The organism is Rhizobium skierniewicense Ch11, assembly GCF_023757665.1.
GTDB lineage: Bacteria > Pseudomonadota > Alphaproteobacteria > Rhizobiales > Rhizobiaceae > Agrobacterium > Agrobacterium skierniewicense.
Window position 1 is genome coordinate 60,869 of sequence record NZ_RXPG01000007.1, and the last position, 22,105, is coordinate 82,973.

35 protein-coding genes are annotated in these 22,105 nt (G+C 57.7%); 32 read left to right on the forward strand and 3 right to left on the reverse strand.

Annotated features, from left to right (window positions below):
• Positions 1 to 19 precede the first annotated feature (19 nt).
• From EKM04_RS07185 to EKM04_RS07195, 3 genes are all read left to right on the forward strand, one after another.
• On the forward strand, positions 20 to 220 hold the full coding sequence (locus EKM04_RS07185) for a heavy-metal-associated domain-containing protein (protein WP_183897115.1): 201 nt from the start codon (positions 20 to 22) through the stop codon (positions 218 to 220).
• A 66-nt stretch (positions 221 to 286) separates the two neighbouring features.
• Positions 287 to 556, forward strand: a complete 270-nt coding sequence (locus EKM04_RS07190; protein WP_174152436.1) for a ribbon-helix-helix domain-containing protein — start codon at positions 287 to 289, stop codon at positions 554 to 556.
• Entirely contained in the window at positions 546 to 929 is a 384-nt protein-coding gene (locus tag EKM04_RS07195) for a type II toxin-antitoxin system RelE/ParE family toxin (protein WP_183897114.1), read from the forward strand. The genes EKM04_RS07190 and EKM04_RS07195 overlap by 11 nt, the downstream gene beginning before the upstream one ends.
• A 3-nt stretch (positions 930 to 932) precedes the next feature.
• On the opposite strand, the gene EKM04_RS07200 is transcribed toward EKM04_RS07195, so the two are convergent.
• A complete protein-coding gene (locus tag EKM04_RS07200) occupies positions 933 to 1,181 on the reverse strand; it encodes a hypothetical protein (protein WP_174152438.1) in 249 nt (82 codons plus the stop codon).
• A 163-nt stretch (positions 1,182 to 1,344) separates the two neighbouring features.
• Here EKM04_RS07200 and EKM04_RS07205 point away from each other — a divergent pair, with 163 nt between their 5' ends.
• On the forward strand, positions 1,345 to 2,745 hold the full coding sequence (locus EKM04_RS07205) for an MFS transporter (RefSeq protein ID WP_183897113.1): 1,401 nt from the start codon (positions 1,345 to 1,347) through the stop codon (positions 2,743 to 2,745).
• A 92-nt stretch (positions 2,746 to 2,837) separates the two neighbouring features.
• Here the strand turns inward: EKM04_RS07205 and EKM04_RS07210 are convergent, their stop codons facing one another.
• The gene (locus EKM04_RS07210; RefSeq protein ID WP_183897112.1) at positions 2,838 to 4,571 is read right to left on the reverse strand and encodes a GH32 C-terminal domain-containing protein; all 1,734 of its coding nucleotides are present in this window, start codon (positions 4,569 to 4,571) and stop codon (positions 2,838 to 2,840) included.
• Between the two features lie 255 nt (positions 4,572 to 4,826).
• On the opposite strand from EKM04_RS07210, the gene EKM04_RS07215 reads away from it, so the two are divergent.
• From EKM04_RS07215 to EKM04_RS07225, 3 genes are all read left to right on the forward strand, one after another.
• Positions 4,827 to 5,228 carry a glycosyltransferase family protein gene (locus EKM04_RS07215; RefSeq protein WP_183897111.1) on the forward strand — a complete coding sequence of 134 codons (402 nt, stop codon included), beginning with the start codon at positions 4,827 to 4,829 and terminating at the stop codon, positions 5,226 to 5,228.
• Positions 5,229 to 5,335: 107 nt separating this feature from the next.
• The gene (locus tag EKM04_RS07220) at positions 5,336 to 5,833 is read left to right on the forward strand and encodes a YcxB family protein (RefSeq protein WP_210258455.1); all 498 of its coding nucleotides are present in this window, start codon (positions 5,336 to 5,338) and stop codon (positions 5,831 to 5,833) included.
• A gap of 75 nt (positions 5,834 to 5,908) precedes the next feature.
• Entirely contained in the window at positions 5,909 to 7,369 is a 1,461-nt protein-coding gene (locus EKM04_RS07225) for a protein adenylyltransferase SelO (RefSeq protein WP_183897176.1), read from the forward strand.
• Between the two features lie 309 nt (positions 7,370 to 7,678).
• Here EKM04_RS07225 and EKM04_RS07230 read toward each other — a convergent pair whose 3' ends face one another.
• Positions 7,679 to 8,395, reverse strand: coding sequence for a LexA family transcriptional regulator (locus tag EKM04_RS07230; protein WP_183897110.1), 717 nt, complete (start codon positions 8,393 to 8,395; stop codon positions 7,679 to 7,681).
• Positions 8,396 to 8,642: 247 nt separating this feature from the next.
• On the opposite strand from EKM04_RS07230, the gene EKM04_RS07235 reads away from it, so the two are divergent.
• The 25 genes from EKM04_RS07235 (at position 8,643) to EKM04_RS07355 (ending at position 22,104) form a co-directional block, all read left to right on the forward strand.
• A complete protein-coding gene (locus EKM04_RS07235) occupies positions 8,643 to 8,948 on the forward strand; it encodes a helix-turn-helix domain-containing protein (protein WP_183897109.1) in 306 nt (101 codons plus the stop codon).
• 47 nt (positions 8,949 to 8,995) lie between these two features.
• Positions 8,996 to 9,865 carry a ParB N-terminal domain-containing protein gene (locus EKM04_RS07240; protein ID WP_183897108.1) on the forward strand — a complete coding sequence of 290 codons (870 nt, stop codon included), beginning with the start codon at positions 8,996 to 8,998 and terminating at the stop codon, positions 9,863 to 9,865.
• Positions 9,865 to 10,329, forward strand: coding sequence for a hypothetical protein (locus EKM04_RS07245; RefSeq protein ID WP_210290146.1), 465 nt, complete (start codon positions 9,865 to 9,867; stop codon positions 10,327 to 10,329). The genes EKM04_RS07240 and EKM04_RS07245 overlap by 1 nt, the downstream gene beginning before the upstream one ends.
• Before the next feature lie 5 nt (positions 10,330 to 10,334).
• Positions 10,335 to 10,502, forward strand: a complete 168-nt coding sequence (locus EKM04_RS07250; protein ID WP_183897107.1) for a hypothetical protein — start codon at positions 10,335 to 10,337, stop codon at positions 10,500 to 10,502.
• Positions 10,499 to 12,754, forward strand: coding sequence for a TnsB C-terminal domain-containing protein (locus EKM04_RS07255; protein WP_183897106.1), 2,256 nt, complete (start codon positions 10,499 to 10,501; stop codon positions 12,752 to 12,754). Before EKM04_RS07250 ends, EKM04_RS07255 begins: the two co-directional genes overlap by 4 nt.
• A gap of 63 nt (positions 12,755 to 12,817) precedes the next feature.
• Positions 12,818 to 13,564 (forward strand): AAA family ATPase, encoded by a 747-nt coding sequence (locus EKM04_RS07260; RefSeq protein WP_183897105.1) that lies wholly within the window; start codon positions 12,818 to 12,820, stop codon positions 13,562 to 13,564.
• Entirely contained in the window at positions 13,564 to 14,187 is a 624-nt protein-coding gene (locus EKM04_RS07265; RefSeq protein WP_183897104.1) for a hypothetical protein, read from the forward strand. Before EKM04_RS07260 ends, EKM04_RS07265 begins: the two co-directional genes overlap by 1 nt.
• On the forward strand, positions 14,187 to 14,585 hold the full coding sequence (locus EKM04_RS07270; RefSeq protein WP_183897103.1) for a transcriptional regulator: 399 nt from the start codon (positions 14,187 to 14,189) through the stop codon (positions 14,583 to 14,585). Before EKM04_RS07265 ends, EKM04_RS07270 begins: the two co-directional genes overlap by 1 nt.
• Positions 14,582 to 14,875 carry a hypothetical protein gene (locus EKM04_RS07275; RefSeq protein WP_183897102.1) on the forward strand — a complete coding sequence of 98 codons (294 nt, stop codon included), beginning with the start codon at positions 14,582 to 14,584 and terminating at the stop codon, positions 14,873 to 14,875. Before EKM04_RS07270 ends, EKM04_RS07275 begins: the two co-directional genes overlap by 4 nt.
• A gap of 60 nt (positions 14,876 to 14,935) precedes the next feature.
• On the forward strand, positions 14,936 to 15,589 hold the full coding sequence (locus EKM04_RS07280) for a DUF3164 family protein (protein ID WP_183897101.1): 654 nt from the start codon (positions 14,936 to 14,938) through the stop codon (positions 15,587 to 15,589).
• Between the two features lie 9 nt (positions 15,590 to 15,598).
• Positions 15,599 to 16,288, forward strand: a complete 690-nt coding sequence (locus EKM04_RS07285; protein WP_183897100.1) for a DUF7168 domain-containing protein — start codon at positions 15,599 to 15,601, stop codon at positions 16,286 to 16,288.
• The gene (locus tag EKM04_RS07290; protein ID WP_183897099.1) at positions 16,285 to 16,554 is read left to right on the forward strand and encodes a hypothetical protein; all 270 of its coding nucleotides are present in this window, start codon (positions 16,285 to 16,287) and stop codon (positions 16,552 to 16,554) included. The genes EKM04_RS07285 and EKM04_RS07290 overlap by 4 nt, the downstream gene beginning before the upstream one ends.
• Positions 16,544 to 16,837, forward strand: coding sequence for a hypothetical protein (locus tag EKM04_RS07295; RefSeq protein WP_234910989.1), 294 nt, complete (start codon positions 16,544 to 16,546; stop codon positions 16,835 to 16,837). Before EKM04_RS07290 ends, EKM04_RS07295 begins: the two co-directional genes overlap by 11 nt.
• Positions 16,834 to 17,097, forward strand: a complete 264-nt coding sequence (locus EKM04_RS07300) for a hypothetical protein (protein ID WP_183897097.1) — start codon at positions 16,834 to 16,836, stop codon at positions 17,095 to 17,097. The genes EKM04_RS07295 and EKM04_RS07300 overlap by 4 nt, the downstream gene beginning before the upstream one ends.
• The gene (locus tag EKM04_RS07305; protein ID WP_183897096.1) at positions 17,094 to 17,339 is read left to right on the forward strand and encodes a hypothetical protein; all 246 of its coding nucleotides are present in this window, start codon (positions 17,094 to 17,096) and stop codon (positions 17,337 to 17,339) included. The genes EKM04_RS07300 and EKM04_RS07305 overlap by 4 nt, the downstream gene beginning before the upstream one ends.
• Positions 17,336 to 17,914, forward strand: a complete 579-nt coding sequence (locus EKM04_RS07310; protein WP_183897095.1) for an MT-A70 family methyltransferase — start codon at positions 17,336 to 17,338, stop codon at positions 17,912 to 17,914. Before EKM04_RS07305 ends, EKM04_RS07310 begins: the two co-directional genes overlap by 4 nt.
• On the forward strand, positions 17,911 to 18,567 hold the full coding sequence (locus EKM04_RS07315; protein WP_183897094.1) for a regulatory protein GemA: 657 nt from the start codon (positions 17,911 to 17,913) through the stop codon (positions 18,565 to 18,567). Before EKM04_RS07310 ends, EKM04_RS07315 begins: the two co-directional genes overlap by 4 nt.
• Complete coding sequence (locus tag EKM04_RS07320) at positions 18,567 to 19,016, forward strand: ASCH domain-containing protein (protein ID WP_183897093.1); 450 nt, start codon at positions 18,567 to 18,569, stop codon at positions 19,014 to 19,016. The genes EKM04_RS07315 and EKM04_RS07320 overlap by 1 nt, the downstream gene beginning before the upstream one ends.
• Positions 19,013 to 19,228 carry a hypothetical protein gene (locus EKM04_RS07325; protein WP_183897092.1) on the forward strand — a complete coding sequence of 72 codons (216 nt, stop codon included), beginning with the start codon at positions 19,013 to 19,015 and terminating at the stop codon, positions 19,226 to 19,228. Before EKM04_RS07320 ends, EKM04_RS07325 begins: the two co-directional genes overlap by 4 nt.
• Positions 19,218 to 19,589 (forward strand): sigma factor-like helix-turn-helix DNA-binding protein, encoded by a 372-nt coding sequence (locus EKM04_RS07330; RefSeq protein WP_183897091.1) that lies wholly within the window; start codon positions 19,218 to 19,220, stop codon positions 19,587 to 19,589. The genes EKM04_RS07325 and EKM04_RS07330 overlap by 11 nt, the downstream gene beginning before the upstream one ends.
• 102 nt (positions 19,590 to 19,691) lie before the next feature.
• The gene (locus EKM04_RS07335; protein ID WP_183897090.1) at positions 19,692 to 20,657 is read left to right on the forward strand and encodes a glycoside hydrolase family protein; all 966 of its coding nucleotides are present in this window, start codon (positions 19,692 to 19,694) and stop codon (positions 20,655 to 20,657) included.
• Between the two features lies 1 nt (position 20,658).
• Complete coding sequence (locus EKM04_RS07340) at positions 20,659 to 21,192, forward strand: hypothetical protein (protein ID WP_183897089.1); 534 nt, start codon at positions 20,659 to 20,661, stop codon at positions 21,190 to 21,192.
• A complete protein-coding gene (locus EKM04_RS07345; RefSeq protein ID WP_183897088.1) occupies positions 21,189 to 21,413 on the forward strand; it encodes a TraR/DksA C4-type zinc finger protein in 225 nt (74 codons plus the stop codon). The genes EKM04_RS07340 and EKM04_RS07345 overlap by 4 nt, the downstream gene beginning before the upstream one ends.
• The gene (locus EKM04_RS07350) at positions 21,410 to 21,796 is read left to right on the forward strand and encodes a DUF2730 family protein (RefSeq protein ID WP_183897087.1); all 387 of its coding nucleotides are present in this window, start codon (positions 21,410 to 21,412) and stop codon (positions 21,794 to 21,796) included. Before EKM04_RS07345 ends, EKM04_RS07350 begins: the two co-directional genes overlap by 4 nt.
• On the forward strand, positions 21,793 to 22,104 hold the full coding sequence (locus EKM04_RS07355) for a VpaChn25_0724 family phage protein (RefSeq protein WP_183897086.1): 312 nt from the start codon (positions 21,793 to 21,795) through the stop codon (positions 22,102 to 22,104). Before EKM04_RS07350 ends, EKM04_RS07355 begins: the two co-directional genes overlap by 4 nt.
• Position 22,105: the final 1 nt, after the last annotated feature.

Genomic DNA, 22,105 nt, shown 5'->3' on the forward strand with positions numbered 1-22,105 from the left:
AAACCTTGAGGACATCACCATGGAAGCCACGATATTCACCGTACCCGACATGACTTGCGGCCACTGCGAGAAAACCATTCGCGGCGCGCTGGCAGAGGTTCTGCCGGGTGCGGCCGTCGCTATCGACCTATCCAGGAAAAGCGTAACGGTCGCGGGAGATGCCGCAGTGGCACAGGCTGCGATGCGCGAAGCTGGGTATAACCCTGAAAGAGCAGAGTGAAGGGTTGGAAAAGAATGTGCGAATATGCTACTGAGTAGTATTAGTCGATTCCGCTGGAGATGAGTCATGTCAGTCAAAGCATCGGTTTCTATTTCCGATCAACAGGACAGCTTTGCCCGAAAACTGGTCGAAGACGGACGGTTTTCGAGTCTGAGCGCTGTCGTCCAGCATGGGATCGAACTCCTGCGTCGGGAAACCGAGTTGCATGAAGCCAAAGTGGGGGCTCTCAAAATCTTGCTGGATGAGCGCAGCAACGGTGCGTTTGTCTCGAACGAGGAGGGAAAGAGGCGCACTGCGGCGATGATTGCAGCGAAAAAAAACGCTTATGGTCTATGAGATCCTTCGCTCGAAAGATGTCGAACGCGATCTGGAACTCATCTTCGATCATCTCGTGGAGTCCTATCTGGGCTTTCGGGAGGAATTCGTTGAGGCCTTCAAACGGGCCGATGCCAGACTGAAGTTGATCGAAAATGATATAGAGGCGCTGGGTCACACTCCCTATCAAGGCACCCTGATGCCGCATATTCTGCCTGCGCTGAGAAGTGTCACGAAACACCACGCCGTCTTTTATTTCAAAGTTTTTGAGGATGCCCGGCAGATCAGGCTCCTTGCCGTATTTTTTGGTGCTCAAGACCACCAAAGGCATATGTTAAGACGTCTCCTGGGACATGGGCAAAATGAAAAGGGTGATCCTAGGATCACCCTGTGACGGTCACACGTCGTCGAAAGCTCCACCCTCAAGCGATGGATTGCGGTCCAGAACCTTTTCCTCATCGTCGTCGGGCAATGCCTCGTCGCTCTCCTGATAGGGATCATCGTCGGTTTCCGCTTCTTCTTCGCGCAGTTCCTGTTCGATCTGCTGCGAGAGGTCGCCGCCCTCGGGGAGATCGTCTACCTCGAGATCCACAATGTCCTGATCGAGTGCGTCTTCGTTTTCCGTCAGTGGTGTTCGCGGGTCCACGAGGGCCTCCCTGGGTGCTTTGTTTGATGTGCAGGTAAACGGGCCGGCAAGCGCGGGGTTCCGGCCAACAACCAAAACAAAACCTCCTGCGGCCCTTGACCTCAACCTTGGTTGAGGTCGTATCTGTCGCGCCGACCCTCAAAACAGGATGGAGACGGTAGTGATGAATGGAGCGGAGAAAGGCAGCTGGGGAGAGCTGTTGCGCGGGAAAAACCTGGCGCTGCTGATGGCGATTTCCGCAGGCATAGGGCTGCATGCGTTCAACCAGTTCGCCATCGTCGCGGCCCTGCCGGTCGCAGTCGCGGATATCGGCGGTGCACTCATCTACAGCTGGGCCTACAGCATCTATTTCGTCGGTTCGGTGGCAGGTGGTGTGACAGCCATTCTTCTGCGTGAGCGGATGGGCGCACGGGCCGCGCTGGTGGTATCGGCGCTGTTTTTTTCGCTCGGCATGCTGATCTGCGCTGGTGCCGGAAGCTTCCCGGTGATGATTGTCGGACGCGGCTTGCAGGGTATCGCCGATGGCCTGATTGTTGCCGTGTGCTACAGCCTCATTCCGGCAGGGTTCCGCTCCGATCTGCTGCCCAAGGTTTTTGCGGTGGAAGCAGGCGTGTGGGCGGCGGCCTCTGTCGCAGGCCCGCTTCTGGGCGGATTTGCAACCGAGCACCTGTCATGGCGTATGACCTATCTGTTGCCGGTACCGTTGGTCCTGTTGCTGGTCATCTATACATGGATGTCCGTTTCGCCGGAAAAGCCCGGCCCATCGTCGCGTAGGGTCACATGGCCGCTGGTTCTGTGCCTGATGGGAGCGCTCGCCTTTTCCGCGCCTGCCGCCTTCGAGGGCTTGGGTATGCGCATGGCGAGCCTCTTGGTGGGGCTGGTGTTGCTGCTGATGTCGCTGAACATGGGCACACGAGCAGAAGCCGGATTGTTCCCCAAAGACGCATTTCGACCGGGCACGGTGGTGGGAAACGGTTTCTGGATGCTGTTCTTGATGTCCTATGCGCAGGCGCTGACCAGCGTCTATCTGGCGCTGGTGTCCGTCGAGCGGTGGGGATATGAGCCGACATTTGCAGGGTTTATCGTCGTCGCCATGCCCTTGTCGTGGAGCACGGTTGCGGTCATCGTCGGCAGTCTGCGGTCTGCGCGGCTGCGGGATGCGTGCATGCATTATGGGCCGTGGCTGATGGCGCCCGGATGCCTTCTGTTGGGTCATGGGCTTTTGATGGGACGCTGGCCGGAAATGCTGGCAGGCCAAGCGCTGATCGGCGCCACCTTCGGCATGTCATGGGCTGGGATCAACCAGAACGCCATGGAGGCGGCCCCCGAGCACGAACGGAAAATGACGGGCGCGTTGTTGCCGACAGTCGCCACTTTGGGCGCGGCGGCTGGCGCGGGGGCGAGCGGGACGATTGCCGCCGCCACCGCGCTGGTACCCGCTCTTGAGCGCGGCGACTTGCAGCCCTCGCTATCTGCGATCTATGGAATGGCGACCATCGTCTCCATCGCTGCCATATGGTTTGGACGCCGCGTGACCAGGCGCGCTGCACATTCGCCGTTATGACGGGGTTGACGCGATGATGTTGCCATCTCCGGCCGCTTTCTCGGTATTGTCCGAAAAGACGGCCGGGAAGCGACGCAAATGGTCCCAAGCTCCTACTGTTTAAGCATCCACGTCGTGGCGTGGGAGACCGCGCCACTGGTGCTTTTCAGCTGTGCGGAGCGCACCGGCTCGAAGCTGTCGATGCGTTTCGTGCCGACATAGCGGCCATGGTCGGCAAACACTTCGATGGAGCCGTAATCAATGAAGATGCGCAGGCGGAACGGGCGTGCGCCTTCCGAAATGTAGCGCGGGGACGGACCGTCCCGGCCGTCTTCATAGCGTATCCACAGGCCGGTTTCGTCGCAGACCACGCCCAGTTTCACGGTCGGGTGCGCGAGTTCAAGCTCGAAGGGCAGGCCGGGTTTTTCCAGCTCAAACAGGATTTCGACCGCACCGTTGGGAAACTCCACCGTTTCGCCTGTGGCAAGACGGGTCCGGTCCAAGATGCGGTGGCGCAGGCTCTCTGCGGCACCGATGGGTGGCGTGAGAAGAGCGCCGTTGGAAAAGATTATGCGGCGGGGCAGCGTCATCGCGGTGGGGAAATCGATTTCCGGCGTCGCATCCGCCCAGTTGGCAAGCCAGCCGATACCGACAATGGTATCGCCATCCAGAAACGCCTGGAAGGCATAGTTGTCCGTGCCGAAATCCAGCTCCTGTCCGAACTCCTTGACGAAGGTCTTGCCGTCAAACCAGCCGACATCGGCCATGGCAAGGTTCTTGCGCCCGGTTGCTGCATCTTCCGAATGCATGAGGCCGTAGACCAGCACCCAGCGGGTGGAGCGGGCATTGGCCGGTCCGTCCAGTGGCAGCAGGCAGGGGCATTCCACCGCCGTCGTCTTGTAGCGCGTTTCCACCCACAACTTGCCCACATAGGTCCAGCCGGATGCGGCTGTCGGGTCCTGTGTTTCATAGAGAAGGATCACACCGCCGCCATCGCTCTGGCTCCCCAGCAGCATTTTCCACAGACCATCCGGTCCTCGGAAAACGTAAGGGTCGCGAAAATCGGTCGTCAGTCCCTGACCGTCCGGGCGATGGCCGAGAATGACGTCCGCCTGACCGGCCATGATGAGATCCGACGAGGTGGCGGTGAGCTGGATCTGCTGTTCCGGCACGCGGTCCTGCACCTGCTCGGTGAAGAACACGCGGATGCCCGTGCCTTCCACCAGCGGAATGGTGGAGCCGGAATAGGCCCCGCCGCGCTTGTCGGGCCGTGTCGTCAGATCCTCGGATGGGAAGAGAAAGATCGGCAAGTGCCGCCAGCGCAGATAATCGGAGGACACCGCATGGCCCCAATGCATGGTGTTCCAGCGCAGTCCGTGGGAATAATGCTGATAAAACAGATGCGGACGGCCCTCGAAACGGCCAAAACCGTTGGGATCGTTCATCCAGCCAAAGGGCGGGCGAAAGTGGTAGCTATCCGGCAGATCGGGTGCGGCATTATCCGGCTTGGTGTGAACAACGGTGATACCGGTTTCCAGCACATCGGAGGCGATGAACCAGTAAATGACGGAGACCGCAGTGGTCACCGTATCGTAGCTCAGCTCGACCCGCCCGCCGCCGAACACCTGGTAGATGCGGAAATTATATTCATCGACATTGCCTGAGGAGACCTCGGCAAATTTGCCGTTGCTGTTGGAAAAGGAAAGCGCCCCGGGCTCTCCGGTTTTCTTGGCTTTCAGCCAGACGTGGAATGTGGCGTTGACCGGAAGATCTGTCTGAATGGTGCGAATGGTGCTTTCCATTTGCTCAGCGTTTGCGACTTCTGCGGGCACGGCTACCTCATTCATTCCACTGTCCTTTCACTTCTTGTCGCTCCACAGAATAGCAACGAAAGTGGCAGGTTAAAGTTCATCGCTGTCGATGACGCGATTTGGGTTTCGAGAGGCGCGGCGGAATCCCGCCCTTGCCAGTCAATGCCGCTTTTGGTGACAGCCGGTCTGTCGTGTTTCATCGTGATATTGACCTTTGGTTGTAATTATTGAACTTGTACCGTGTTTTCTCACCCTGATCTGCGCATGGGTTTTTGTTTAGAAGGGTAGCCAATGGCCGAGTTTGCTGACCGCATTACCCGCGTGGCAACTGTTTTCACCGCTTCTGATTTTGCGGTTACAACGTCATATCTGGAAGCCTACGGCATCGTCGTTGTAGCAGCGCCGGTTCACCTTATTAATAATTTCCCACACTATACGAGCGCCATTGGCGGCGCGGGTGTTTTTGTGCCTGAAAGACAAGCCCAGGCTGCGATCAATCTCCTGATCGAAGCGGATAGGGAGAAGACAGAAATTAAGGATGAAGAGCCTAAACTCATGACGCCAAAAACTTTTTTCGACAGGGTGATGGAGCTGTTTCTTTATGTCTACGTCAGCGGTGGAGAGGCCTCACCGCCCTATGCAAGCCGCATCGTTCACGGGCAATGGCAGGCTCTGGGTGAAGAGGGAATTTAGCAGTGGACCCCAAAGAGCGAGTTATCGAGATACGCTATACTTGTACGCGGTCTGACTTCATCGCGGTCACCCGAGCACTGATCCGCAGACCCTTTTGGCAGACGGCTTTGAAACTCGTCTTGTTTGTGATCGCCGCTGGAAATGTCGTCGCCATTACGTGGTTGTGGCCGGTCAAAGACGGTATGCCGACATGGTTTGCCGAAATATATTTCCGCTACTGGCCCTTCTGGTTTCTGCCGCTTTTGTTGACCGTCTTCAGCGGTCATCTCGCTGGTTTGATGGCAGCAACGGTTTTCAAAACAAGGGCGGCGGCCAATCAGGAAATCGTTGTGACGCTATCTAAGGATGGCGTGACGGCTCGTTCTGCGGATATTAACAGCGACATTTCCTGGGGTGGTATCGTCAAGGCGATCGAGACCAAAACGCATCTGTTTCTGGCCTTGTCTAAACGCGAGGCTTTAATCCTGCCGCGGCGGGGCTTCCCATCTGCTGGCGATTATGCCGAGGGATTACGCCGTATTGGCGCGAGCCTCAAACCGTCTGCCCCCTTTGTGAGACATAAAGGGCTGTGCATTATCGATCTGAAGAGTAGCGAAGCGAAATGATGGTATCGGGATTAGCGGCTGGAATATTAGGTTAAGCCCGCCCATATAAGCCCTGAAACAGGGAGAAAACCCGTGATCCATTTTGATAATTCCTATGCGCGGCTGCCGGAGCATTTTACGGCTGCGGCCTTGCCGACGCCGGTTGCCGCGCCGTTGTTGATCGCGTTCAACAGGCCATTGGCGCAAGAGCTTGGGCTTGAGCTCGACGGCGTTGATGACGCGCGGCTGGCGGCAGTGTTTTCCGGCAATGCCGTGCCGCAGGGAGCGGAGCCGCTGGCGATGGCCTATGCGGGGCATCAGTTCGGCAACTTCGTGCCGAAGCTGGGTGACGGGCGTGCCATTCTTCTTGGTGAAGTCATTGATATCAATGAAAAACGACGGGACATCCAGCTCAAGGGTGCCGGGCCGACGACGTTTTCACGCCGGGGTGACGGACGGGCGGCGCTGGGTCCGGTCCTGCGCGAATATATCATGTCCGAAGCCATGTTTGCGCTCGGCATTCCGGCCACGAGAGCGCTGGCGGCGGTCGCCACGGGCGAGCGGGTGCAGCGGGAAACCGGTTTGCCCGGCGGCGTGGTGACACGGGTTGCGGCAAGCCATATCAGGGTGGGTACATTTCAGTATTTCGCCGCACGCGAGGACAACGAGGCGATCAGGACACTCGCCGATTATGTGATCGAGCGGCATTATCCCGACGCAAGGCAAGCGGAGAAGCCGTATTTTGCCTTGCTGCAGGCGATTGCCGAGCGTCAGCGCGAGTTGGTGTGCCGTTGGCTGATGGTCGGTTTCATCCACGGTGTGATGAACACCGATAATGTTGCGATCTCTGGCGAAACGATCGATTTCGGGCCCTGCGCCTTTCTGGATGAATATAATCCTAACAAGGTCTTTTCCTCCATCGATGCGCAGGGGCGGTATGCCTATAACAGCCAACCCGGCATCGCCCAGTGGAACATTGCGCGGTTGGCGGAATGCCTGTTGCCGCTGCTGGACGAGGATGCCGGCAAGGCGGTGGAACTGGCCAATGGCGTGCTGGCGGAATTTGCTGCGGCATTCCCCAAGCGCTGGCTTTCCGGCATGCGCGAGAAGCTGGGCCTGAGCACGCAGGACGATGCGGACGAGCAACTGGTGCAGGATTTGCTGGCGCTGATGCAGCGTAATGAGGTCGATTTCACCTTGACGTTCCGCAGGCTTTGCGATGCTGCGGATGGCAGCGCGGAAGCGTTTCGTGGCATGTTCACCGATCTTGCAGGTGCCGACGAATGGCTGGCCCGCTGGCGCCAGCGGGCGTGGAGGGAAAGTGCGACGGAAAGTGGCCGCGCCAAGGCGATGCGGGCGGTGAACCCGGCGATCATTCCGCGCAACCACCGCATCGAAGAGGTGATTGCTGCTGCTGTCGAGGATGGCGATCTGGAGCCGTTTCACGCGATGGTTCAGGCGACGGCGCGGCCCTATGAGGAGGTGCCGGAGTTTGGCGTGTATATGCAGGCGCCGATGGGGCATGAACGGGTGTTCAGGACGTTTTGCGGGACGTGAGGGGTGGGGGCCTCTCTATCCCCCTGTGGGAGAGAAAGCGATTTCAACGTCTTAGCCACAGGCTAAGCGTTAGAAATCGTAAGTGAGGGGTTGTTTCTCGGCGCGAGCGGCAAATGTAACCCGCAATAACATATGGCAGTAGACGACTTAATCCGGGATTATCTGGGAAGAGCCGGGAATAAGTGAACAGAACCGTTATTCTGCGGGCTTTTACTATAGCCTTGAAGGCCGCTTTAATAGCCACCGTCAAAAACCGCTACGCAAGATCGAATGGCAGGACGAGTGGCTGAAACGGAAATCGCGAGACGATTAAAGATTTCTCCCAAACCACCGAACTCGGCCTGCAATCGACAGGCTTGCAACATCACCGGCGGAAACTTCCTCGGGTGGGTAAACATCATTGTCGCTGATCAGTTGAAGCGATCCATTCATTCTGGGATGAACCCGCTTCACGAGCAACATGTTGCCATAGACCACGCAGTAAATGCCGTTGTCCCTGACTTCTTCGACAGAGGTGTCAATCAATATCTGATCACCGTCTCGGATAGTCGGCTCCATACTATCGCCTCTAGCGGTGATGATCCGTGCGAAGTCGGGGCTGACACCGATCGAACGAAGCCACGCGGATTGAAATGCAATTAATTCAACGGCTTGTTCCTGATAAGCGATTTGCCCGCCGCCTGCAGAAGCGCTGATATCGAACCTTGGAACCAAGGTTAGCTCGGCTTTCTTGCCCGCCTCTCCGTTTTTCATCTCGTATAGAGTGGTTGTACCGTCGGCGTGATGTACAGCAATATCAGCGACGTGGGATTCTGGTGATAGCCGCATCGGGCCTCGATCGGCCGCCAACCAGTCGAGCGTGACGCCGGACGCCTCAGAGATAGCAATTAGTTTATCCAATCCTGGCATCGAACCTTTCAAATACTGCCGCAGCGTCGAATCACTGAGGTTTGCCTTTCGCGCAAAAGCGTGAACGTTCTCCCCAATCGCCAAATTCAGTCTTTCTGCGAATGTTGTTCCCGTCATTGCGTGAACTCTGACTGTGCGTCAGTCTCAGTATTAAGCGGTTTCTTGCCGATTTTACCCAACAAAATCATCATCCTAGGCGATAAATCGCGTAATAACGTGGATAACTTAAGTCTGACCGTAAGCATTTGCGTAATTACGTTGACTTTATCACGTTATTGAGCGAATATTAGTTGCAACAAAGTTTGAACACTGACCCTCATGCCAACCGACCTTTTGCAGAGGTCAAATTGAACAGGAAGCAATTATGACGACCACCAAAACGTGGACTCGTGCCGCCATCAAAGACGAACTGTTACGGCAGAATAAGACCCTGACCGGAATAGCCCGCGATGCTGGCCTATACGACAGCGCATGCCGCGCCGGGGTCATCGGTGCCAGCCGTCCAGGTGCCGAGGCGGTTGCCAAAGCGCTGGGCGTGCCTTTCCGCGAGATGTTCCCCGACATCTATACGCTCGGTCGTCACAACCGCCCTGACACTAGCAGCAACAAGAGTTGCAACACCAGTGCAAAAAAGTCGTCGAAGACTGACGGCACACAGAATGCTGCCTGACGATTTCGTCAGCCCGCAACCCTTCCCCTGACAAGCCAGAGTGCCACATGCAGATTGAATTTCTGTCCCCATTGTTGATCGACATTCCGTCAGATCATCGCAAAGTCCATCCCGACGCCGTCCAGGCGTTGGCGGAAAGCATTACCAAACTTGGCCAGCGCCAGCCTATTGAGGTCATCCAGATTGGTGAGCGATATCGTCTCGTCTTCGGTGCCACGCGCCTCGGTGCCGCAACCGCTCTAAAACGCGATGTATCTGCCATCGTTAAGCAGCCCGACGCTTTTCGCGATGAAGCCGATATTCGGCTGACGACCATCTCCGAGAATTTCTATCGCCGCGATCTGTCAGTGCTCGATCGAAGCATCGACATCGCCGACTGGTGCGCGATCCATCGTGCGGCTCAACCAGTTATGAAACCGGGACCGAAGCCGAGGAAATCCGCATCGGACGAATTGAGTATCAACTTGATACCGAATTCCGATGACGAGCAGATGGAGATGAGCAATCGCTTCGCCATGAGCTTTTCCGAGGCTGCGCAGCACTTCCTGAAAATCTCGCGGGTTGCCGTGTTCCGGGCGCTCAAGATTGCGAATATCGCAGCCGATCTGCGTGATCGCATCGCTGTACATGAGGCGCTCGCCGACAATCAGCAAGCGTTGCTCGACATCGCCGCGCAGCCCTACGAGCGCGCAGCGCGCATCATCGAGTTGCTGCTCTCTGGCGAGGCCGAGAGCTTTGCCCAGGCCGTCGAGATTATCGACCAATTGCCGCGCAGCAATCCACCTGCAGCATGGGAACGCGTCAACGACCGTTTCAGCCGCTTGAAGCCAACCGAACAGGATGCGTTCTTCAACATCAACGAGTCCGCTGTCATGCGCTGGGTTGCGGAACGCCGCGCAGCTAAGGCCGCTCGCTGATGACCAAGCGCCGCGACCCTCTCACGAAAGACCTTTTCGAGTGGACGCCGCCACAGGTGGCGATCCGCTACGAAGAAGGCGTGACAGGTCGCGGCCCGCTGGACAACCGCATTTCACGGCTCATCGCCCGCGCCCTTCGTGACGCCCGCGACGATGGCAAGAGCCGCGTGGAAATCGTCGAGGCCATGAGCCGTTATCTTGGCCGCTCGATCTCCGCTGGCATGCTCGACAAGTGGGCATCCGAAGCGAGCGGAGAACATCGCATTCCGCTCGATGCATTTATCGCACTGGTTTTTGCGACTGGCGCGAAAGAGCTGCTCGGCTTCGTGCCGGGTGAGTTCGGCCTGACCGTCATCGAGGAAGAATATGCCGAGATGGTCGAGGACCAACTCATCGACGATCACATCAAAGAAATGGAGGCGCTGAGAGCATCACGCGCCGCAAGGAAGAGAGCACGCCGGTGAATAAAATGATCAGCATCGCGCCATTGTTCAAGAAGTCCGTCACGCGCTTCATTCGAAGCCAGATCGTGCGCGACGTTTCGGCACTATGGGCAGTCTCCACCTTCATCCTCGGGATGATTTATTTCTCTCAAGTCGCGACCGCGCTTGTCCTGATGGTGAGGGAAATCCATTGAGCATAGTCGCTTTCCCTCAATCAAAAAGCAGCCTGAAAGAGTGGCTTACAGCGAGAGAGATCGCCGCTGAAGCACTGCCGGGCATGCCGACTTCCGAAAGCGCAGTCATTCGGTATGCGCGCCGGGAGAACTGGCAAAGCGTCCCATCAATGTGCCGGTCGCGGAATGGCGCTGGTGGCGGGCTTGAGTATAGCTATCGCCTTTTTCCGACGCTTGCGCAGGTCACGTATGTCCAACGCTATATGGTTGTAGGTGGCGAGGCTCCAGCGCTCGAACCGGCTCCGGCTTCTGCCCTTCCGTCATCCAATCTTACCGATCGCGCTCGTCAGGAGCGTGACGCTCGCCTTGCCGTCATCGCGGCATTTGAGACCTTTGCGAAAGGTCTGACCAACATGGCGATGCAGGCGCGGATGTTCATCTTCGTGGACCGTTGGAACATGAACATGATCCAGGCGGATGAATGGGTGAAAAAGCTTCTGCCGCAGATTTCACAGCGGTCCGTGTTCCGCTGGATTGCGGCCAAGAAGTCGGGCGCAAAAGATACGCTCGCAGTCGATCGTTCAGAGGCGCGCAAAGGTACAGGCCTGCTCGATACTGCCAATGGCGGCGAGGTCAAATCGTTCATCCTGGCTTGGATCGCCAGAAACCCGGCACTCTCTGCAGATATCATTCGCGGGTACTGCGAAGATATGTTCGGTTCTGAACTGGTTGACCGGAATGGCGTCCTCAAGGCACTCCCGCCGCCGCGTACGTTCCAGCATTTCATTGCCGCCTTGAAGGCGTCGGAAAAGGTCGTTCTCACCAAGATCACCAATCCCGACAGCTATCGCTCGACGATGAAGCTTTCCGGTACCGGCACCTATCGCCACATCGACGAACCTAACGCGCTCTGGATGATCGACGCCTCTCCGGTCGATGCGCTCTGCACTGATGGTCGCCATTCGCTCTATGCCTGCATCGACATTGCGACCCGTCGCTTGGTCATTACTCTGTCGAAAACACCACGGGCGTCCGCTGTTAGTTTGATGATGCGCAAAGCCATTCTGAAATGGGGTGCGGCCAAGGTCATCAAGACGGACAACGGTTCGGATTTCGTTGCCGTTTCAATCAAGCGCCTATTCGCCGATCTGAATGTCACACCGGATATTTCCGACGCTTATACGCCGGAGCAAAAGGGTCACGTCGAGCGCGTCATTAGAACATTCCAGCATGAAGTTTGCCCGCAGTTGCCCGGCTACATCGGTCATAACGTCGCCGATCGGAAAGCGATCGAGGGTCGCAAGAGCTTCTCGCAGCGCCTAGGTGCCGACGACAAGGAATTGTTTGAAGTCGAACTGACAGCCGAGCAGCTGCAGCGCCATATCGATGACTGGCTCGAATACCGTTATCACGAGCGCAATCATGGTGGCCTGAAGGATCGCACGCCTAACAGCGTAGCTGCAGCATCCACCGCCAAGATCACCCGTGTTGATGAGCGCGCCCTGGACGCGTTGTTGATGCCGGTCGCTGGCAAGAACGGCTACCGCAAGATGACCAAGCAGGGCATCAAGAACGGCCTGCATTACCTCTCCGGCTCCATCATGGTCGGCACCGAAGTGTTCTGCCGCCTCGACCCGCTCGACATGGGCCGCATGTACGTTTTCGACGCCAATGATGGTCGCTTCCTTGATGTGGCGATCTGCCCCGAATTGGCTGACGTAAACCCGCAGGCTTACGTGAAGGCCCAAAAGCAGATTGCGGCCGATCTGATCCGCGAAAAAGAACGCGAGATCAAGGCCGATATCCGCGAGCTCAAGAAAGGCCCATCCGGCATCGAGCGCACCATCCGTCTCGCCAAGAAGAAGGCCGCAGAGCGCGATGCCGCCAGCGCCAACGTCATCCAGTTGCCAAAGCGCGAAGAGCAGCTCGTCACGCCAGCCCTCACGGCTGCGCTCGACAGCATCACGCAACCGCGTGTGGCGCTGCCTAAGTCGCTGAACGAAGCCGCAGCACAGCTGCATGAGGCAATCGTTCGTGAGGCCGAGGCCAAGACGACAGCCAAGGTCATCCATCTCGATCCTGACGCCGGTCTTTCCGAGACGGCCCGACACTTCAAATGGGCGATGGCAATGGAGGAAGCGATTGCAGGCGGTGTTGAGCTGGATGACGCCACTGCTGGCCGTTTGGTGCGGTTCCAAGGGACCGCCGCATATCAGTCGATGAAAGACTGCCTGAAAGATTTCGGCATGGAAAACACGTTGCGCATGTTCTGAGCCGAGAAAAAAGGCCCGCGCCAACGGGCCTTCGCATGAAACCTAACGAGGACGAAAATGAATATGAAACCGAAAATTGTCAATACCAGCGGTGACACCGCCCCGATCAAGAACGTCGCGGCATGCCTTTCGCTCGTGCGCAGCCTGCAAAACCGGCACCCGCTACAGCCGAACCTCGGCGTGTTTGCAGGCTTCTCCGGCTACGGGAAATCGGTCGCCGCGCTCTATTCGCAGAACAAGACGGGAGCCGCGTATGTCGAGGTTTCCGACACGTGGACCCGCGCCAAGCTGCTGAAGGCCATCCTGCTGGAACTCGGCAACAACCAGCCCAAAGGCACGCTGTCCGACATGGAAGACGAGATCATTGGCACGCTTGCCCGCGATCCGAACCGGCCGCTCATCATCGACGAGTCCGACAAGCTGGTGGACAAACGCATGATCGAGCTTGTGCGCATGATTGCCAAGAAGAGCAACGCACCGGTGTTGCTGATCGGCGAGGAGCTATTTCCGAAGAAACTGGAAGGCGTCGATCGTTTCCGCGATCTGGTGTTGGTCATGGGATATGCGCAGCCTTGCGACCTCGACGATACACGCAAGCTCGCGCAAACCTTCTATCCGCACCTGATGATCGCTGACGATCTTCTAGACATGGCCCGCGATCGCGGTGATGGCCGCGTCCGCCGCATCGGCAACACCCTGCATTCGATTGCCGAGTTTTCAAATGTGCGTGGTCTTGAGACGGTCGCCCTGGCTGACTACGACGGACGTTTCTCGACAGGCAAGCTGCCGACACGGCGGGAGGCAGCATAATGTCGATGCTTCTCCTTCAGCTCACCATGAAAAAAGGCCAACGCCCTGTCCGTGGCGAAGATCACTACTGGTCCGTCATGCTGGAAAAGTCCCGCACCGGGACAGCGTTCACCGCTCGCGACATCTTCGAGCAGTCGAACGCCAACATGGACACCATCAGGGAGTTCATCAAGCGCCTCGTTAAAGCGGGTTTCCTTGCCAAAGCGGGGACTCTCCCGAACAAAGCCGAGACCTTCAGCGTCGCCAAAGTGCAGGCAGCAACGCCGCGTGTTCGCCGCGACGGTACCGTTATCGAGACGGTCACCGCGACACAGTGCATGTGGAACGCCATCCGCAACACATTTCGCACCGGCTTCACGGTTGCCGATCTGGTCCGGTGGGCATCGACTGATGACACGAGGATCACGACGCGGTTTGCTGCCGCCTACATCGATCACCTCAATAAGTCCGGTTATCTCATTCCTTTGATGACTGACGGAATGGCGGGCGGTGAAGCGATGTGGAAGCTTGACCCGTCCAAGAATACCGGCCCGCTGACGCCCATGATCCTGCGCGCCAAGATCGTATTCGATCAGAACCGCAATGAGGTTGTCGGCGGCGCTCCTGCAGAGGAGCTGCTGTAATGACCGCTTCCGTGAAAGCCGTAAAGCACGACAATGTGGACAAGGCCCGGACTGCCTGGGGCGAGTCCCTGCCGGATTGGGTCACCGTTCTGGCCGAGGCCTGCAATCAGCAGAGCCAGTCGGCGATTGCCCGCAAGATTGGCTACTCGGCCTCGGCCGTCAGCCAGGTGCTGTCTAACTCCTACCAGAACGGCGACATCGCCCGAGTGGAACTAGCCGTGCGCGGCGGGTTGTTGGCCGAGACGGTCCAATGCCCTGTCATGGGCGATCTGCCGCGCAACGAGTGCCTCGCATGGCAGCGCAAGCCCTTTGCAACAACCAACAGCCATCGCGTCCGCATGTATCAGGCATGCCGCCGCAATTGCCCCTTCAGCCTTATCGGAGGAAATGACCAATGAGCCGTATCGACCGCATCTTGTCTGAAAACCTGCGCAAAGAGCGCAACAAGTTTGCCGATTTCCGACACGGCGGGGTCTCCATGTCCAGCGAGGAAGTGGAAGATTTCGTGCAGCACCTTCATTGCTACATCGCGGCTGCAGAGGCCATGGAAACTGCGCTCGCATCGCTCTGCCCGGTCGACCCGAACGAGATCAGACAAATGGTGCAGCCGCACGGCGCGACCATTCTGCAGATGATGCGGCCCGGTACCACCAACGTCGTGCCGTTTCCCGGAAAACCACACGCTTAAAAGCCCATTGAAGGACGTTTCAGCGCCCTTCAACGACCGTTGAAAATTGAGGAAATCACTATGCAGTCAGTCATCCTGGAAGAAAACGCCGCACCCGGAATCACCATTCTGAATGGTCGCGAGTTCATGAACAACGCCAAAGGCGGTCTCGATCCGATCGGAAATGTGAAGGAACAGTACAAGCTAGAAGATCAGACGGTGCGCAAATGCATTGAGTTTGCAGAAAATCTGAATGCGCAGCTATCCCGCTTTCGCGGTCACACCGCAGCCGATCTCGGTTCGCTCGATGCAATTCTAGCTGAAAAGTACGGTGCGAAGATCGGTGGCAAGAAGGGCAACCGCACCTATCAGACCTATGATGGCCTGATGAAAATTCAGGTTCAGGTGTCCGATCAGATCACGTTCGGCCCGGAGCTTCAGATCGCGAAAACGCTTATCGACCAGTGCCTCATTGAATGGAGCGCCGATAGCCGCCCTGAAATCCAGTCCTTGGTCAGCAGCGCCTTTAATACTGACAAGGAAGGTCAGGTCAACCGCGCCGATATCTACATGCTGCTCAAGCTGGAAATTGCTGACGACCGTTGGAAGATGGCTATGGAGGCGATCCGCGATGCCATCCGCGTCACCGGCTCCAAGGAATATGTCCGCTTCTACAAGCGTGCGGACAAGGAAGCGGGATGGCAGGCCATCACCATCGATCTTGCGAAGGCGTGAGGCGGACAAATGACGAACGATTCAATTAAACGTCGTATCAAAATTCTGCGTGAGCGCACCACCTCACGTGGCTGCACTGAAGCGGAGGCTGTGGAGGCTGCGGCAAAAGCTGCCCAGCTTATGCGCGATCACGGAATCGCCGTCTCTGATTTGGTGATGACAGAAGCAACCGTTGCGACAAAGACGCCAGTGCGTTCTCCGAAAGCCTTGCTGTGGAATGTTGTCTCCAGTTGCACCAACTGCAAAGCGGTCGTTGCAGAGAATTTCAACGGTGGACGGGAGGTGACATTCTATGGTCGTGAGCCAGGACCAGAAATCGCAACCTATCTTTTTGACGTCTGCGAAAATGCCATCAAGCATGAATTGGCAAAGTTTCGCTCCGGCGACTTCTATGTCCGTCGCCGCACCGCAAAAACGAAACGTAAGGCAGTCGAAGATTTTACGTTCGGTCTCGTCCAGCGCCTTGCGTCTCGCTTGCGCAGCCTGTTTGCCCAGACCCGGTCACAGACCGCGATGGCAGAGGCCGAGGCTTACATGGATCGCCTTGTTCCTAACACCAAGACGGTCAACACTAAGGCGCACAAGGCCCGCTTTGACGATGCTGTAAATGCAGGTTGGAAGGCTGGTGGAAACGTCAACCTATCTCACGGCGTAGACGGATCGGATCGCGGCCCACGCCTGATTGGCGGCGCTGCATGACCGGCATCTACTTCGACGACGCCCGACTGAAATCCTTCTCGGCATCGAGCAAGGGCGGAAAGTCCTCCATCAAGATCGAAATCGAGACTTCCGATCATTTCGAGCTGGCGCACATGTTGCGCCAGCTGGACGCAATCGACGCCGAGCAGAAGGAAGCTCGCAAGCCTCGCAAGTCGCCTGTCGCTACGAAAACTTCCAGCCCGCAGCTGGCCCTTCCGGCTCCCCTGAAGCAGATCGAGTTTCATGGAGGCGATCATGAGCAATGATGCTTATCGCGCCGAGGAAGCTCGCCAAGTGCAAATCCTCACCGATGCTATTCACAAGGCCATCATCGAAACCGGTGAGCAGTTCGACGCGCCCATCTTGAATGCGGTTGGTGGCGCACTGGCGACCAACATGGCCCAAATCTTGGCCTCGATCAGCGACCGTCGCATGCGCAAGATGTTTCGCGAGCAGCTGGACAAGGCTGTGACGCGGAGCCTCGCCAACAATCTGGCACAGCCCTTGGTTCATGTTGAAACCGTGGTTCTCGGAGGGATTCGCCAGTGACGAAACACCGCCAGATACCATCGGCATTCACAAAGGGCTGGGTGCTTTGCAGTCCGTCCGGAACGCTTCAGCCTTCCACGTTTCGCAAAGAGAGAGGCGACGCGATCGCTGCCAAGTTCCGGGTGCTCAAGTCGCGCGAAAAGCTCTGGGCAGACGCAGAGGCCAAGGGCTGGACCGTGCGTCACGTCTACGTCCGATTCTTCGTTCCCGTTTTCAAATCCACCTACACCACCTCTGAACTCAGCGAGGCTTGCGAATGACCATCGAAAACCGCCAGCTTTCCGATCAGCAGATCGCGATCGCACTGAGGATCATAGACCTTGTCCAGGTCCATCCGGCTGAAGACGTTATGGCCGCGATGATCTCGATCATGAGCCATACGCTCGGTCAGTCCGCCGATGCGGAGGTTCAAGCCCAGTATTGGGCGAATACCCTCATGACCACGGTGGCATACGCCCTTGCGAACGGTGACGAGCCCTATAGCAGAGGGTCGATGCAATGAGACTGTTCCCTGATCTCTGGCCATTTGGCGATCTTCAGCCGCACAGCTTTGATTTCATCATGGCCGATTGCCCGCACCGCTTTGAACTGCGTTCAGCGAAGGGAGAGGCGAAGTCTGCCCAGGCTCATTACGGCACGATGTCGCTTGCCGATATCAATGCATTGCCTGTCATGGACCTTGCCGCACCCGACTCGCTGCTTTGGTATTGGGGCACAGCGCCGATGCTTCCACAGCATTTCACGACAATCCGCGCTTGGGGGTTCGAATACTGCACCGAAGGCGTTTGGGTGAAAACGACCCGGCATAACAAGATCGCCTTTGGCACCGGCTATGTCCTGCGCGGCTCGCATGAGCCTTTCCTGATCGCCCGGCGCGGGAACCCCAAGACCACGAAATCAGTCCGATCGGTGATCCACGGACTGGCGCGGGAGCATTCCAGAAAGCCTGACGAAGCCTATCGCGAGGCCGAGCGTCTGATGCCGAAGGCAAACCGCCTCGACCTGTTCAGTCGCACCGATCGCGCTGGCTGGACTGCATGGGGTGACGAAACTGGAAAATTTGGAGAAGCAGCATGAGCATACAACGCGCAATCTTTGGCGGTTTCCGCCAGCTGGATATCACAGACGAGGACGCGCAGCGCGCTATCTACGCCCGCGTTACCGGTCAATCCCGCCTATCCCTCATGACGGCTCCGCAACAGGATGCCGTCCTGGTCGAATTGCGCCGCCTCGGCTACAAACCCGTCGCAATGGCCCGCCCGAACGGACGGCGCAAGCTCGACGGACGGTTTGCGCCGAAGATGCAGTCGCTCTGGATTGCGGCTTACAATCTCGGCATCGTGGACAATCGTGACGATGCGGCGCTGACCGCCTTCGTAAAGCGTCAGACCGGCATCGACAGCGCCCAGTGGGTCAACAACGCCGGTGATGCCACCAAGGTGGTTGAGGCGCTTAAGGCATGGATCAGCCGTGAAGGTGGTGTGGAGTGGGCCGATCTTAAACCATGCCAGCCTTATGAAACCCGCTACGGCTACAAGATCGCCCTGGCACAGCATGCATTTCTGAAGGCCAGCCTTTGCGAAGGCTTCTGGCCCTGTGTGACGGCGATCCTCGATCGCGGAATCACCTATCGCGGCGTTACCGACGCTGAGTGGGTTTTGGTGATGAACCATTTCGGAAAGCTGGTCCGCGCCCGCAAACCTGCAACCAAGAAAACGGTGGTCAGCTGATGGTCGCCTATGGCTTCAAACCCTTTTTCAGCGGGCAGATCGAAAGCGGCTCGAAGTGCCAGACGGTGCGCGGCCACCGCCCGCGCCATGCCCGGCCGGGTGAGCGCGTGCAAATCTACCAAGGCATGCGCACGAAGTATTGCCGCAAGATCGTTCCGGACACTCTCTGCACGATGGTGCTGCCAATCGAGATCGCAATTAGTGACCTGATCGACGAACTGGTTGCCAGCATCATTGTGGATGGTGTCCATCTCAAACGCGACCAGGTCGAAGCATTTGCGCGCCAAGACGGTTTCGCGCCCGAGCTACTCGGCGAAGGTTTTCCGACCAAGCTTCGCGGCCGGACTGCCCGCGAGACCATGGGCCGGTTCTGGGTCGCCACTCATCCCGGCGTGACGAAGTTTTCTGGCGTCCTGATCAAGTGGCAGGCGGAGGCCGGATCGCCATGAAACAGGGCGTCGTTTCCACTGCTGTCATGCCGCTCTTCGGCTGGCCGGAGCAGCGGGAACTCGACGCCCTGCAATCCAAACGCGACCAACTGGCGCAACGCGCTGCCAAGCTTCCGCGTTTCTCACACAAGCGTCTCGAACTGGAAGTGCGGCTCAAAACATTGACCCAAGAGCAATTGACACTTTCGAATAGGATTTCCCGTGGCAGATGATCTCAGTCTGGAATTGTTGGCAACATTGGGCGATGACGGCTTTTTCACCTTGGTGGAAGCGCACGCCGGTGTCCGACTTTATATCGCTGCCGATCCCGCCAGAAGTGAACTTCCGGCCACGATTGGCGTTGATGCTGCACACCGTCTAGCCAAAGCGTATCCGGGCGGTTATATAAGGGTGCCTCTGGCCAGAGAGTTTCGAGCCCGGCGCTACGTTGACGAGAAAATGAGCAACCGGGATATAGCCCGCAGGCTCGGCCTGACAGAAAGCGGTGTTGAACGGCTTTTAAAAAGGGCTCGAAAACGAGAACCGCTCACGTCCAGGCGGAAGAAAGACCCCCGCCAGATAGACATGTTTTGACAGGCCCGCCCGCAAAGGTGGGCCTGATTTCATTTCGCGCTCCAGTTTAGTTTCACCCCAGATCATCGGCTGATTGGCCGGTCACTTTTTCTGGGGGTCACCATGCCGCAAGTCAGCCCTAAAGGGCGCAAATTCATCTACGGGCACGAAGGCGTTGTCAAAAAGGCATATCGCGATGTGGTCGGCGTCTGGACCATCGGTCCCGGTCTGACCGCCGCATCCGGTGTGGTCAAGCCAAAGGCAGGTATGACGATCACCTCCGAGGAGTGCGACCGTCTCTTCGATTTGGCTGTCGCCAAAAACTACCTGCCACGTGTCGTCAAAGCTCTTGGCGATCGTGAACTCCCATCCACGATTGATGCGGGTGTGTCCTTCGACTGGAACACCGGCGCGATCAACAAGGCTTCGTGGGTCAAGTCTTGGCTCGATTACAATTACAATGCGGCCGAAGTCCGCAAGCGCCTCGGTCTCTGGAACAAGGCAGGCGGCAAGGTCTATCGCGGCCTGACACGCCGTCGTGCCGAAGAGGCCGACATCCTGCTGCTTGGCAAGTACCCTGGCGACATCGACGTGGCCCCCGTTGCGGAAGATATGCGCTTTGCGACGTTCGTGATTTCCGCTACGCCCGCCGAGATGGACGAGGTCCGCAGTGGGCTGATGAAGATTGGCTACGACGCGGGATATGTCATCGGCAAGGTTCGCCGTGCCGCCGTCGAAGATTTCCAGAAAGCTTACGCTTTGACGGTGGACGGCAAGATCGGCCGGGCAACGCTCTCTACGCTTCAGCGCGAAGTGGACGCCCGTGCCAAGACGACAAAGGGTGTTGCCACAACGGCTGGCGGCATCGGCGTTGCGGGTGGCGATCAGGTTGTTACGACCGTATCAGCTCCAGCGCCGGTCGATCCATCCTCTGCCGTTCCGGATCATGTCGTGTCGTGGATCGGTGGCGGTCTCGCCGTCGTCGCTGTGATCTACCTTGCGTGGCAGGCATACCAGTATCGCGACATCATCGCTGTGCGGGTTGCCGACAAGGCTCCCCGTCTGGCGTCCTGGCTGCGGAGTTTCTGATATGAGCGCAGCCATCATCTCCATTATCCTTGGTGCCGCCGCGAAAGTCGGCGCACCCATCATCAAAAGCGTTCTTGAAAAGCATGTCGGCGGTTTGACCGGCACGCTCGCTGGCACTGTCGTTGATCAGGTCGCCGAGCGCCTAGGCGTCGAGCCGGAAGCCATCCCGACTGTGGACCCGGCTGAACTCGATAACGCGGTCAAGGATGTCGATTACTCCATGCCGGAGGTCATCGCGCTCTACCAGCAGGGCCTGAAGGGGCAGTTTGAGTTGCTCCAGGCCGAACAGGCCGAGGGCTTCTGGCCGTCCGCCTGGCGTTGGGGCTGGATGTATCTGCTCGCATTCTTCTGGGTATGCGCGTTGCTGGTATTTCCCATCCTTCGCGCCTTTGGTTCAACGGTTGAAGCGATGGACCTTGCGACCCTCATGACCCTGACCGGCTGGTTTATCGGCCTCTACATGGGGGGGCATACCGTCAAGGAAATGGGCAAGCAGGCGATCGAAGCTGTTCGAACGTGGAAGCGTGCACCATGAATTTTGGTGGTAATGCCGCTCTCGATCAGGCGGAACTGCGTGCCGAGCAAGAGCGCGAAACAAGCATAGCTGCAGCATCTGCCGCAGTCTCGGTCCGGGGCGCTCTCATATGCCAGGACTGTCCATCCAAGATTTCCGATGAACGACGTGCTGCGGCACCTTTCGCCCGGCGCTGCATTGAGTGCCAAGAGTTTCACGAAATGGAGAAACGGCACCGATGACCACCGCAGAGATCGCCCTGTACATCAGCCTCGCCTTAGGCGTTATCGCCATTTTCGGTCACATCAAAGGATGGATGAACTCCGGCGAAAAAGAGCTGTTGAAAGAGGTAGCAGGAATCAAGACCGATCATGCTGCCGATGTCGCTGCTCGCAAGGCAGAGGCCGAGGAGCACAAGCGCAAGCTTATCGAGCACGACCGGCGCATCCAGGCGATCGAAGGCGAACTGCGCCATTTGCCCGACAGGGAAAGCCAGCACCGATTGGAGCTTGCGCTTGAAAAGGTCAATGGCCGTCTCGACACCCTGAACGAGACGCTCAAACCGATCATGGCCACCAATGAAAGAATGAACCAGCTTCTGGTTGAAACGGCAGGTAACAAATGAGCATCGGCTTTGATTACATGAGGATCATGCGTGAAGAAGCGCGACTGATCATTCTGCGCGCCCTGGCAGAGCAGGTAAACGAGAGTTTGAGCAGCTCCATGCTCGAACCCGTTCTTGCCAATTTCGGCATTCATCAGGAACGGGCTTGGGTCCACCAGCAGATCGACTATCTGCAGGTCATGGGGGCGGTCCTTGTGCTTGACGCTGGCAGCGTAAAAATCGCGTCGCTGACAGATATGGGTCGTCGCCATGTCGATCGACATACCGCCATCGAGGGCGTGAAACGTCCATCACGCGTGAGCGCGTGAC